Origin of the sequence: Streptomyces profundus (genome assembly GCF_020740535.1) — a bacterium.
GTDB lineage: Bacteria > Actinomycetota > Actinomycetes > Streptomycetales > Streptomycetaceae > Streptomyces > Streptomyces profundus.
Genome location: NZ_CP082362.1, coordinates 1,061,636 through 1,073,937, shown reverse-complemented (window position 1 = coordinate 1,073,937; position 12,302 = coordinate 1,061,636). Strand labels below are relative to the sequence as shown.

General features: G+C 71.7%; 9 protein-coding genes. 7 read left to right on the top strand and 2 right to left on the bottom strand.

Annotated features, from left to right (window positions below):
* Positions 1 to 71: 71 nt before the first annotated feature.
* On the top strand, positions 72 to 296 hold the full coding sequence (locus K4G22_RS04765; RefSeq protein WP_228078408.1) for a hypothetical protein: 225 nt from the start codon (positions 72 to 74) through the stop codon (positions 294 to 296).
* Between the two features lie 665 nt (positions 297 to 961).
* Here the strand turns inward: K4G22_RS04765 and K4G22_RS04760 are convergent.
* Complete coding sequence (locus tag K4G22_RS04760; protein ID WP_228078407.1) at positions 962 to 1,450, bottom strand: PaaI family thioesterase; 489 nt, start codon at positions 1,448 to 1,450, stop codon at positions 962 to 964.
* Between the two features lie 20 nt (positions 1,451 to 1,470).
* Positions 1,471 to 3,756, bottom strand: coding sequence for an FdhF/YdeP family oxidoreductase (locus tag K4G22_RS04755; RefSeq protein WP_228078406.1), 2,286 nt, complete (start codon positions 3,754 to 3,756; stop codon positions 1,471 to 1,473).
* A gap of 200 nt (positions 3,757 to 3,956) precedes the next feature.
* Between K4G22_RS04755 and polA the strand changes: the two genes are divergently transcribed.
* The 6 genes from polA (at position 3,957) to K4G22_RS04725 (ending at position 12,291) form a co-directional block, all read left to right on the top strand.
* The gene (polA, locus tag K4G22_RS04750; protein WP_228078405.1) at positions 3,957 to 6,659 is read left to right on the top strand and encodes a DNA polymerase I; all 2,703 of its coding nucleotides are present in this window, start codon (positions 3,957 to 3,959) and stop codon (positions 6,657 to 6,659) included.
* 133 nt (positions 6,660 to 6,792) lie between these two features.
* A complete protein-coding gene (locus tag K4G22_RS04745) occupies positions 6,793 to 8,244 on the top strand; it encodes a lytic transglycosylase domain-containing protein (protein WP_228078404.1) in 1,452 nt (483 codons plus the stop codon).
* 357 nt (positions 8,245 to 8,601) lie between these two features.
* The gene (rpsA, locus tag K4G22_RS04740; protein WP_228078403.1) at positions 8,602 to 10,113 is read left to right on the top strand and encodes a 30S ribosomal protein S1; all 1,512 of its coding nucleotides are present in this window, start codon (positions 8,602 to 8,604) and stop codon (positions 10,111 to 10,113) included.
* A 204-nt stretch (positions 10,114 to 10,317) separates the two neighbouring features.
* On the top strand, positions 10,318 to 11,265 hold the full coding sequence (locus K4G22_RS04735) for a proteasome assembly chaperone family protein (protein WP_228078402.1): 948 nt from the start codon (positions 10,318 to 10,320) through the stop codon (positions 11,263 to 11,265).
* A 14-nt stretch (positions 11,266 to 11,279) separates the two neighbouring features.
* Complete coding sequence (coaE, locus tag K4G22_RS04730; RefSeq protein WP_228078401.1) at positions 11,280 to 11,882, top strand: dephospho-CoA kinase; 603 nt, start codon at positions 11,280 to 11,282, stop codon at positions 11,880 to 11,882.
* A gap of 49 nt (positions 11,883 to 11,931) precedes the next feature.
* Positions 11,932 to 12,291, top strand: a complete 360-nt coding sequence (locus K4G22_RS04725) for a death domain-containing protein (RefSeq protein ID WP_228078400.1) — start codon at positions 11,932 to 11,934, stop codon at positions 12,289 to 12,291.
* Positions 12,292 to 12,302 lie beyond the last annotated feature (11 nt).

The following is a 12,302-nucleotide window of genomic DNA, read 5'->3' as shown; positions in this document are numbered from 1 at the left end:
GCCCGCCGCCGTCACCGTCTGACGGGCCGGGGCCGTGCCGGGCGAGCCCGACGCGGCACTAGGCTCCCGGCATGAGCGACTTCACCTGTCCGCGCTGCGGAAGCAACCAGCAGGAAGAGGGATTCGTCGAGGACAGCGGGCAGAGCTCCCAGGGCTACGCGCGCTGGATCGCCGGCCCGTTGCGCCGCGGCCCGATGGGCGGGGCACGGCGGCTGGGCAAACAGCGCTGGGAGATCGAGGCCTGGCGCTGCACCGGCTGCGGTCGCCTGGAACTGTACGCCCGCCAACCCATCTGACCCCCGGCCCCCCCGACCCCGTTCGCCCACCACCACCCGCCGCGCAGGCGTGGCCAACCTGCTGTTCGGCCCGTCGCCCGTCGCCCGCTCCCTCGCGGCTCGGGGCTTGGTTTCGCCGCCGTGCGTGTGTGGCCAACCCCGTTGTCGGCTCGCGCCGTTCGTCACGGTTGGCTGGTCACCGGGGTCTTGCCGTACCTGGTCTGCCTCGGCTCGTTTCCGCCGCGTCGCTGACCGCCGCCGCGCAGGCATGGCCAACGCGGTTGTCGGGCCGCGCCGTTCGGCCCGTCGCCCGTTCCCTCGTGGCTCGGTTTCGTCGGGGCGCTGGCCGCCGCCGCGCGTGCGTGGCCAACCCGCCGTTCGGGCCGCGCCGTTCGGCCTGCCCGGCTAGGGCACGTCGTTTGGATCTTCGCGGGCTCGCGACGACAGCGGATGGGGGCACCTCCCAGGCCCTCAAGGGCCTGGGGGAACCTCGCTGCGTTACCGAATCGCGCGAGTACGACCAAGTACGAGCTGCGATCCGGCGCCTTGCGATGCACCGCATCTGACGCCGCTCGCTATCCACGAAGATCCAAACGACGCACCCTAGGGCGCCGCGCCCACGCGGCCAGCCCGCACCGTTCGGGGCGTGCGCCGCGCCGCGTAGGCGCCCGGCGTAGGCGCTCCGCTCAGCTCGCCGCAGGCGAGCCCGCCGCGTTCTGTTGGGCGGCTGGCCGCAGTGCGCAGGTCAGCCGGGCGGTGCAGACGCGCTTCTCCTGCTCGTCGGAGATCACGATCTCGTAGCTCGCCGAGGTGCGCCCCGCGTGCACCGGGGTGGCGACTCCGGTGATCAGGCCGGCACGCACCGGCCGGTGGTGGGTGCAGTTGAGATCGACTCCCATCGCCACCTTGTTGGGGCCGCCGTGCAGCATCGCGGCGACGGAGCCCAGCGTCTCCGCCAGCACCGCGGAGGCGCCACCGTGCAGCAGGCCGTACGGCTGGGTGTTGCCCGCCACCGGCAGCGTGCCCACGACGCGCTCGGGAGCGGCCTCCAGCACCACGAGGCCCATCCGTGACCCCAGATCACCGGCCGAGAACAAGGCCGGCAGATCGATGCCGAGCCCCGCCCACTGGTCGATCACCTGCGGGGAAAACAGCGTGTTGGTTCTCTCACCCATGGCCGACGTTCTATCAGGTCTCACTGACAAGCGGCCCCGGGGGTGAGGCGGATCACCACCGACTTGCTGGCCGGGGTGTTGCTGGTGTCGGCGGTGGCGTCCAGCGGGACCAGCACGTTGGTCTCCGGGTAGTAGGCCGCCGCACAGCCCCGCGCCGTCGGGTAGTGGACCACCCGGAAACCGGGCGCCACCCGCTCCGTGCCGTCCGTCCACTCGCTGACGAGGTCGGCGTAGTCCCCGTCGGTGAGGCCGGCTTCGGCCGCGTCCTCGGGGTGCACCAGCACCACTCGGCGCCCTCCGGTGATGCCCCGGTAGCGGTCGTCGAGACCGTACACGGTGGTGTTGTACTGGTCGTGCGAGCGGAGCGTCTGCAACAGCAGCCGACCGGCCGGCAGCCTCGGGAAGGTGACCGGCTCGGCGGTGAAGTTCGCCTTCCCCGTGGCGGTGGGGAAGCGGCGCTCGTCGCGTGGGGCGTGCGGCAGGGTGAAGCCGCCGGGCCGGGAGACCCGCTCCTCGAAGTCCGTGAAGCCCGGTATCACCCGGGCGATCCTGGCCCGGACGGCCGCGTAGTCGGCCTCGAACTCCGCCCAGGGCGTGGCGCTCCGCTCCCCGAGCACCCGGCGGGCCAGCCGGCAGACGATGGCCGGCTCCGACAGCAGCGCCTCGCTCGCCGGCCGCAGCCGTCCGCGCGAGGCGTGCACCACCCCCATCGAGTCCTCCACGGTGACGAACTGCTCGCCGCCGCTCCCGACGTCCCGCTCGGTGCGCCCCAACGTCGGCAGGATCAGCGCCCGCGCGCCGGTGACGCAGTGCGAACGGTTGAGCTTGGTGGAGACATGCACCGTCAACCTGGCTCGGCGCATCGCCCGTTCGGTGACCTCGGTGTCGGGGCTGGCGGCGACGAAGTTGCCGCCCATCGCGAAGAACACCTTCGCCTGCCCGTCCCGCAGCGCCCGGATGGCGTTCACCACGTCGAACCCGTGGTGGCGCGGGGGTTCGAAGCCGAACTCCGCCGCCAGCGCGTCCAGGAACGCCGCCTCGGGGCGCTCCACGATGCCCATGGTGCGGTCGCCCTGCACATTGCTGTGCCCCCGCACCGGACAGACTCCGGCGCCCGGACGACCGATATTGCCCCGCAGTAGAAGGAAGTTGACCACTTCCTTGATGGTGGGCACCGCGTGCTTGTGCTGCGTCAGCCCCATCGCCCAGCAGACCACCACGCTGTCGGCCGCCAGCACCATCTCCAGCGCGCGCTCGATCTCCGCCCTGGTCAGCCCGGTGGCCTCCAGCGTCTGATCCCAGTCGGCCGCGCGCGCCGCCTCGGCGAACCCGTCGAAGCCATGGGTGTGCTCCCGGACGAACCCCTCGTCCACGGCGCCGTCCCGTTCGATGATCAGCTTGTTGAGCAGTCGGAAGAGCGCCTGGTCGCCGCCGAGCCGCACCTGGAGGAAGAGATCCGTCAGCGCGGTGCCGCCGCCCACCAGGCCACGTGCCGTCTGCGGGTTGCGGAACCGCTCAAGACCCGCCTCCGGCAGCGGGTTCACCGTGATGATCCGCGCGCCCTCGGCCTTGGCCCGCTCCAGCGCCGTCAACATCCTGGGGTGGTTGGTCCCCGGGTTCTGCCCGGCCACCACGATCAGGTCCGCGCGGTACAGATCCTCAAGCAGGACACTGCCCTTCCCGACCCCCAGCGTCTCCGTGAGCGCGGAGCCCGACGACTCGTGGCACAGGTTGGAGCAGTCGGGCAGGTTGTTGGTGCCGAACTCGCGGGCGAACAGTTGGTAGAGGAAGGCCGCCTCGTTGCTGGTGCGCCCCGAGGTGTAGAAGACCGCCTCGTCGGGCGAGTCCAGCGCGGCCAACTCGTCCGCGATCAGCTCGAAGGCCGCGTCCCAGCCGATCGGCCGGTAGTGCTCGGCCCCCTCGGCGAGATACATCGGCTCGGTCAGCCGGCCCTGCTGCCCCAGCCAGTAGCCGGAGCGCTCGGACAGCTCGGCCAGCCCGTGCTCGGCGAAGAACGCCGGCGTCACCCGCCGCAGCGTCGCCTCCTCGGCCACCGCCTTGGCGCCGTTCTCACAGAACTCGGCGCGGTGCGGCTTCTCCGGCTCGGGCCAGGCACAGCCGGGACAGTCGAACCCCCTCGGCTGGTTCACCCGCAGCAGCGTCAACGCCGTGCGGCGCGCGCCCATCTGCCGGCCGGCCACGCGCAGCGAGTGCGCCACCGCCGGCAGCCCGGCCGCCGCGCGCAGCGGCTCGCCGACCTCGGGAGCGTCCTGGACCGGGTCATCCGCCGGCGGCTTGGCTGACATCAGTGACCTTCCTCGGTGTCTCTCGGCGTCTCTCGGTGTGTCCCGTTGTTTCGCGGTGTTTCCCGTTGTCTCCAGGGGACGCTCGGTACCCATGCGGCGCCGCCGTCCCCGGGCCCGTGGCCACCGGCGACGAGCCGTCGCAGGGCCGATGGTCGCACGGCTGAGGGCGAGTGTCAGTGGTCCGTGGGAGTATCGACGACGTGGTTGAGAAAGCATCGCAACAGACCCAGACGCCCCGCCTGCTCCTCCTCGACGGGCATTCCCTGGCCTATCGCGCCTTCTTCGCCCTGCCGGCGGAGAACTTCACTACCGCGGTCGGCCAGCCGACCAACGCGATCTACGGGTTCACGTCGATGCTGGCCAACACCCTGCGTGACGAGGCGCCCACGCATCTCGCGGTGGCGTTCGACGTCTCCCGCAAGACGTGGCGCTCCGAGCGCTACGCCGAGTACAAGGCCACCCGATCCGCCACCCCTGACGAGTTCAAGGGCCAGGTCGAGCTGATCGGCGAGCTGCTCGACGCCATGCGGGTCCGCAGGTTCGCCGTGGCCGGCTTCGAGGCGGACGACGTGATCGCCACGCTGGCCACCCAGGCCGCGGGCGAGGGCTTCCAGGTCTCCATCGTGACGGGGGACCGGGACGCGTTCCAGCTGATCACGGAGCAGATCACGGTCCTCTACCCCACCAAGGGCGTCTCCGAGCTGACCCGCTTCACCCCGGAGAAGGTCCTGGAGAAGTACGGCCTCCCGCCCGCCCGTTACCCGGACTTCGCCGCCCTGCGGGGCGACCCCTCCGACAACCTCCCGGGCATCCCGGGCGTGGGCGAGAAGACGGCCGCCAAGTGGATCAACCAGTTCGGCTCGCTGGACGACCTGATCGCCCGCGCCGACGAGGTCAAGGGCAAGGCCGGCCAGAACTTCCGCGACCATGTGGCCTCCGTCCAGCTCAACCGCCAGCTCACCGAGCTGGACCGCGAGGTCGAGCTGGACTGCCTCCCCGCCGATCTGGCCCGCGAGCCCTATGACAACGCCGGGGTCAACGGCCTGCTCGACGCCCTGGAGTTCCACAACGTCAGCCTCCGGGACCGCCTCTTCGCCGTCGATCCCGGAGCCGACGAGGCGGCGCCGGCGCTCGCCGACAGCGTCGAGGTGGCGGGCGTGCTGGTCGCCGGCGACGAGCTGGCCCCCTGGCTGGCCGCCCACGCCGCCGCGCCGCTCGGCCTGGCCATGCTCGACAGCTGGCAGTTGGGGGCGGGCGGCGTGCACGCCGTCGCGCTCGCCACCGCTGAGGGGCCCGCGGCCTGGTTCGACCCCGCCGAGCTCACCCCGGGCGACGAGCGCGCCTTCGCCTCCTGGGCCGCCGATCCCGAGTGGCCCAAGGTGCTCCACGGCGCCAAGGACGCCCTCCGGGTCTTCGCCGAGCACGGCTGGGGGATCGAGGGCGTCACCATGGACACCGCCCTCGCCGCCTATCTGGTGCAGCCTGGCCGCCGTTCCTTCGCGCTGGACGCCCTGAGCGTGGAGTTCCTCGGCCGCGAGCTGGACAAGCCGGCCGACGACAACGGCCAGCTCGCCTTCGGCGCCGACGACGCGGCCGAGGCCCACACCCTGATGCGCCAGGCCCGCACGATCCTCGATCTGGGCGAGGTCTTCCAGGGCCGGCTCGCCGAGGTGGGCGCCGCCGAGCTCCTCACCGACCTCGAACTCCCCGTCTCCGCGCTGCTCGCCCGGATGGAGCGCGCCGGCATCGCCGCCGAGCGCGCCCATCTGACGGCGTTGGAGGGCCAGTTCGCCGCCGCCGTGGCGCAGGCGATCAGCGAGGCGCACGCCTCCGTCGGCCACGAGTTCAACCTGGGCTCCCCCAAGCAGCTCCAGGAGGTCTTCTTCGGCGAGCTCGGCCTGCCCAAGACCAAGAAGACCAAGACCGGCTACACCACGGACGCGGACGCCCTGCTCTGGCTGGCCGGCCAGACGGAGCACGAGCTGCCGGTGATCATGCTCCGCCACCGCGAGCAGGCCCGCCTGCGCACCACGGTCGAGGGCCTGATCAAGACCATCGCGGCCGACGGGCGCATCCACACCACCTTCCAGCAGACGGTGGCCGCCACCGGGCGCCTCTCCTCCACCGACCCCAACCTCCAGAACATCCCGGTCCGCACCGACGAGGGCCGCGCGATCAGGGGCGGCTTCGTCGTCGGCGAGGGCTTCGAGACGCTGCTCACCGCCGACTACAGCCAGATCGAGCTGCGCGTGATGGCCCACCTCTCCGAGGACTCCGGCCTGATCGAGGCGTTCACCTCGGGCGAGGATCTCCACACCACGGTCGCCTCCCAGGTCTTCTCCGTGGCCAAGGACGCGGTCGACGCGGAGATGCGCCGCAAGATCAAGGCGATGAGCTACGGCCTGGCCTACGGGCTCTCCGCCTTCGGGCTCTCCCAGCAGCTGTCCATCGCCCCCGACGAGGCGCGCAAGCTGATGGACACCTACTTCGAGCGCTTCGGTGGCGTGCGGGACTATCTGCAGCGGGCGGTCAAGGAGGCCGCGATCGTCGGCTACACCCAGACCCTGATGGGCCGCCGCCGCTACCTCCCCGACCTCGGCAGCTCCAACCGCCAGCGCCGTGAGATGGCCGAGCGCATGGCGCTCAACGCCCCCATCCAGGGCACCGCCGCCGATATCGTGAAGATCGCGATGCTGCGGGTGGACGAGGCCCTCTCCCGGGAGGGGCTCGCCAGTCGGATGCTCCTCCAGGTCCACGACGAGATCGTGCTCGAAGTGGCCCCGGGCGAGCGGGAGTCGGTGGAGGCGCTGGTGCGCCGCGAGATGGCCGGTGCCGTCCAGCTGCGTGCCCCGCTGGATGTCTCGGTCGGCTGTGGCCGCACCTGGGAGGCCGCCGCGCACTGACCGTTCTGTCCCGTTCCTGCGCGCGTTCTCCGTATCGTCACAGCAACCACGCGCCCCGTTCGCGTCGTGGGAACCAACCGTGTCGTACGGTCGTCGGTCACTGGGGGAGAGGTGTCAACGAGGGGAAGTACGCGTGGGGTTGCGCATCACCAAGATCCGTAGAGGGCTTTCCGGTTCGGCGGTGGCGGCGGTCGCCATGGCCGCGCTGACGGCCTCTCAGGCGTCGGACGTCTTCGGCCAGGGGTCCGCCCCGCCGCCCGAGCCGTCCGACCGGCCCACCACCCAGCGGCCCGACGAGCCGCCGCCGGAGGAGGGGGTCGAGCTTCCGTACCACACGGATCTGCCGCCCCTCGACACGGTGGACCCCGAAGCGGACGGCACCGAGCCGGGCCAGGGCGGCGGCTCCGGGGTTGCCGACGGCTCCGGTATCCCCGCCACCGTGCTGGACGCCTACCAGCGGGCCGAGGCGCGGCTCGCCGAGACCACCCCGGGCTGCCGCCTCGAATGGCAGGTGCTGGCCGCCATCGGCAAGGTCGAGTCCGGCCATGCCAGGGGCGGCGATGTGACGTCCGACGGCACCACGGTCAGCCCGATCCTCGGCCCGGCGCTGGACGGCAACGGCTTCGCCCACATCGCCGACACCGACGGCGGCAGCTGGGACGGCGACACCCGGTACGACCGGGCGGTCGGCCCCATGCAGTTCATCCCCTCCACCTGGGCCAGCTGGAGCGCGGACGGCAACGACGACGGGGTCAGCGACCCGAACAACGTCTACGACGCCGCCCTCGCCGCCGGCAACTACCTCTGCGCCAACGGCCGCGACCTCTCCGACTCGGACGAGCTCGACCAGGCCCTCCTCAGCTACAACCGCTCCTGGGACTACGTCCGCACGGTCCGCTCCTGGCTGGAGTACTACCGCGAGGGTGTCCACGAGGTCCCCGACGGTCAGGGCGCGCTGCCGGACAGCCCGGGCGCGGGCAAGCCGGCCGGCCCCGCGGACCGCCCCGCCGAGCGGCCGGACCGCGGCAGTGGCGGCGGCCGGGAGCAGGACGACCCGTCGGACCGCGAGGGGGAGCGCCCGCCGCCCCCGCCCGCCGAGTCCGGCGGCGAGGTCCGCCCCGCCCCCGACCCGGACGAGGAGGAGCCGGGCGGCGAGGAGCCCGGTGAGCCCGAGGAGCCAGGCGGCGAGGAGCCGGAGGAGCCGGGCGAGCCCGAGGAGCCGGGCGAGGAACCCGGAGAGCCGGAGTGCCCCGACGACCCGGACGACCCGGAGAACCCGGACGACCCCGAGAACCCCGAGAACCCGGACGAGCCCGGGAGCCCGGACGGGCCGGACGACCCCGAGAACCCGGACGGGCCCGAGAGCCCGGATGAGCCGGGTGACGGCGACGAGGGCGACGGGCGCCCCGGGGACGGCGGCGAGGAGGGCGACGAGGACGAGGGCGCGGGGGAGTGCCCCGATCCGGAGAACCCCGAGGAGCCCGAGGACCCGGACGCCCCGCAGGACCCCGAGGATCCGGACATCCCCGAGGAGTCGGGGCAGAGCGGCCCCGACGGTCTCCTCGGAACGCGCCGCGCCCTGTGACTGACGGCCGCCGCGCCGGTGACGGGCGCGGCGGCCGGTCCCGTGGGCGAGGAGATGCGCGAGTGAGATGGGTGAGTATGCGCGAGTTCAAGCCGCTCCGCACGCCTCGTGGGGCGAACCGCGCATTGACCCTGGTCGGATGCCCCCGTATGCTATAAGACGCGCTGCGGGCTTGCGCGCCTCGGACGGAGCAGGTCGCGCTCGTAACTGTTGTATGTCTCCTCGGTTGGCGAGGCGCGTGTCCGATCCCTCGGGATCGAGATTCGCGCTTCTCAGGCTGTCCGGCTGCGGCAGTGCGATAGGGGTCTTCGGCGTAGCAGTGCCTACCAATATGTCCGTACCGGAGCCCTTTACCACATGACGAGCAGCACCGAGACCACCGCGACCACCCCGCAGGTTGCGGTCAACGACATCGGTTCCGAGGAAGCCTTCCTCGCCGCGATCGACGAGACGATCAAGTACTTCAACGACGGCGACATCGTCGACGGCGTCATCGTGAAGGTCGACCGGGACGAGGTCCTGCTCGACATCGGCTACAAGACCGAGGGGGTCATCCCCTCGCGAGAGCTGTCGATCAAGCACGACGTGGACCCCAACGAGGTTGTCGCCGTCGGCGATGAGATCGAGGCCCTTGTTCTCCAGAAGGAGGACAAGGAAGGCCGCCTCATCCTGTCGAAGAAGCGCGCCCAGTACGAGCGTGCCTGGGGCACCATCGAGAAGATCAAGGACGAGGACGGCATCGTCACCGGTACCGTCATCGAGGTCGTCAAGGGCGGCCTCATCCTCGACATCGGTCTTCGTGGCTTCCTCCCGGCCTCCCTCGTGGAGATGCGCCGGGTCCGCGACCTCCAGCCGTATGTCGGCAAGGAGCTGGAAGCCAAGATCATCGAGCTGGACAAGAACCGCAACAACGTGGTTCTCTCCCGCCGCGCCTGGCTGGAGCAGACGCAGAGCGAGGTCCGTCAGACCTTCCTCACCACCCTCCAGAAGGGCCAGGTGCGCTCCGGCGTCGTCTCCTCCATCGTCAACTTCGGTGCCTTCGTGGACCTGGGTGGCGTGGACGGCCTGGTGCACGTCTCCGAGCTGTCCTGGAAGCACATCGACCACCCCTCCGAGGTCGTCGAGGTCGGCCAGGAGGTCACCGTCGAGGTGCTCGACGTGGACATGGACCGCGAGCGCGTCTCCCTGTCGCTGAAGGCGACCCAGGAAGACCCGTGGCAGCAGTTCGCGCGGACGCACCAGATCGGTCAGGTCGTTCCGGGCAAGGTCACCAAGCTCGTGCCGTTCGGCGCGTTCGTCCGGGTGGACGAGGGCATCGAGGGCCTGGTGCACATCTCCGAGCTGGCCGAGCGCCACGTGGAGATCCCGGAGCAGGTCGTCCAGGTCAACGACGAGATCTTCGTCAAGGTCATCGACATCGACCTGGAGCGTCGTCGGATCAGCCTCTCGCTGAAGCAGGCCAACGAGAACTTCGGCGCCGACCCGATGGTGGTCGAGTTCGACCCGACTCTCTACGGCATGGCGGCGTCCTACGACGACCAGGGCAACTACATCTACCCCGAGGGCTTCGACCCGGAGGCGAACGACTGGCTGGCCGGCTTCGACAAGCAGCGCGAGGAGTGGGAGCGCCAGTACGCCGAGGCGCAGTCGCGCTTCGAGCAGCACCAGGCGCAGGTCATCAAGTCCCGTGAGGCGGACGCGCAGGCCGAGGCCGAGGCCGCCGGTGGCGGCGGCAGCGCCCCGCAGGCCGGTGGCGGTTCGGGCGGCGGCAGCTCGTACTCCTCCAGCCCGGCGGAGGACTCCGGCGCGCTGGCTTCGGACGAGGCGCTCGCCGCGCTTCGCGAGAAGCTGGCCGGCGGTCAGAGCTGACCCAGCGTTCACGGGCATGTCCCGTGTCCAGGGGCCCGTTTCCTTTGGGAAACGGGCCCCTGGCCGTTTGGTCGGCCTCCCGCTCCGCTGTTTGACAACGGAGCGCGGGCGCGGCCATGTTGACCGCGGGAATGCGCTCCGCTTGCGCGGCGTTGACCCGTCAGATGGCAAGCATGCGAGAACACCGGAAGGAGAACGGGGACGGTGCGTGATCCGCAGGAGTTGTACGCATGGGAGCCCGACGGGGTGGCGCGAGTGGAGGAGGCCGTCGGGGGAGCGGACAGCGCCGGGCCCGTCCTGCTCTACCACTTCGACGGTTTCATCGACGCCGGCGACACGGGCGGCCAACTGGTGGAACAGCTGCTCGCCGGCCCCACGGTGACGGTCGCCCGGTTCGACCACGACCGCCTGGTGGACTACCGCGCCCGGCGGCCGACGATGACGTTCCGCAGGCAGCGCTGGACGGCCTACGAACATCCGGCGCTGGAGCTGCGCCTGGCCCGGGACGCCACCCACCAGCCGTTCCTGGTGCTCTCCGGGCCTGAGCCCGATGTGGAGTGGGAGGGCTTCGCCGCCGCCGTCGGGCAGCTGGTCGAGCAGCTCAGGGTCCGTCTCGCCGTCACGTTCCACGGGATCCCGATGGGCGTGCCGCACACCCGCCCGGTCGGTCTCACCCCGCATGGCAACCGGGCCGAGCTGATCCCCTTGCAGCGCTCCATGTTCGAGGAGGCACAGGTGCCGGGCAGCGCGGCGGCGCTGGTGGAACTGCGGCTCGAACAGGGCGGGCACGATGTGGTGGGCGTCGCCGCCCATGTGCCGCACTACATCTCCAGGTCCCGTTACCCGGACGCGGCGCTGGTGGTGTTGGAGTCGATCACGGCCGCCACCGGTCTTGTGCTCCCGGACGCCGCCCATGTGCTGCGCAACCAGGCGCTGAAGACCCAGGACGAGATCGAACGCGAGCTGTCCGAGGGCGAGACGGACCTGGTGGCGGTCGTGCGCGGCCTTGAGCAGCAGTACGACGCGGTCGCCGGGGCGACCACCCGGGGCAACCTCGTGGCCGAGCCGGCCGAGCTGCCGTCGGCGGACGAGCTGGGCGAGGTCTTCGAACGCTTTCTCGCCGAGCGCGAGGACGGCGACGGAACGCCGTAGCGTAGCCTGCCCGCATGGTGGCAGTGGGGTTGACCGGGGGTATCGGCTCCGGCAAGAGCGAGGTCGCGCGCGCTCTGGCGCGCCGGGGCGCGGTGATCGTGGACTCCGACCGGATCGCGCGCGAGGTGGTGGCCCCGGGAACGCCGGGGCTGGCGGCGGTGGCCGCCGAGTTCGGCGCTGAGGTGCTCGGTGCCGACGGTGCGCTCGACCGGGAGCGGCTGGGGCGCATCGTCTTCGCCGCCCCGGAACGCCGCAAGGCGCTGAACGGCATCGTGCATCCCCTGGTGGCGCGGCGCTCCGCGGAGTTGCAGGCGCGGGCTCGGCCCGGGGCGATCGTGGTGCACGACGTGCCGCTGCTCGCCGAGGAGCGGCTCTCGCACCGCTATGCGGCGGTCGTCGTGGTGGATGCCTCCGAGGAGAGCCAACTGGCCCGGCTGACGGGTTCGCGAGGGATGAGCGAGGCCGACGCCCGCGCCAGGATGGCGGCCCAGGCCACGCGCGAGGAGCGGCTGGCCATCGCCGACTTCGTGGTGGACAACGACGGCACGCTCGCCGAACTCGACTCCCGGGTAGGCGAGTTGTGGGAGTGGCTGGTGGAGCTGGTGGGGCGCGACTGATCGGACGGTCCCGTGGCGGCGCGAGGGTCGGGGCGGCTACCGTTGCCCCATGGACCTTCAATCCGTTGTCGGGCTGGTCACCACGGCCGCGGCGAGTGTCGCCGGCGAGGCCGGCCGGCAGGCGTGGGACGCGCTGCTGTCCCTGACCCGCAGGGTCACCGGTCGGGCGGAGCCGGATCCCGAGCCCGTCGATCCGTCGGACGACGAGGCGGTGCGGGCGCTGGCGCGGCGCCTCGCGCAGCGCGCCGAGGGGGACGAGGAGTTCGCGGCCCAGCTGCGTGACTGGGCGCGCACGCACCGGTCCGCGCTGGACGGCGGCGTCCACAACGAGGTCTCCGGCGAAGCGCGGGTCACCGGCCCGGTGATCCAGGCGGGGACCATCAACGGGGGCATCTCCTTCGGGTCCTGATCCCCGTCATG

Bases quoted from the DNA above. Each gene is read 5' to 3' on its own strand.
- K4G22_RS04765 (WP_228078408.1), top strand. From the start codon at position 72: ATGAGCGACTTCACCTGTCCGCGCTGCGGAAGCAACCAGCAGGAAGAG.
- K4G22_RS04760 (WP_228078407.1), bottom strand. From the start codon at position 1,450: ATGGGTGAGAGAACCAACACGCTGTTTTCCCCGCAGGTGATCGACCAG.
- K4G22_RS04755 (WP_228078406.1), bottom strand. From the start codon at position 3,756: ATGTCAGCCAAGCCGCCGGCGGATGACCCGGTCCAGGACGCTCCCGAG.
- rpsA (WP_228078403.1), top strand. From the start codon at position 8,602: ATGACGAGCAGCACCGAGACCACCGCGACCACCCCGCAGGTTGCGGTC.
- coaE (WP_228078401.1), top strand. From the start codon at position 11,280: ATGGTGGCAGTGGGGTTGACCGGGGGTATCGGCTCCGGCAAGAGCGAG.
- K4G22_RS04725 (WP_228078400.1), top strand. From the start codon at position 11,932: ATGGACCTTCAATCCGTTGTCGGGCTGGTCACCACGGCCGCGGCGAGT.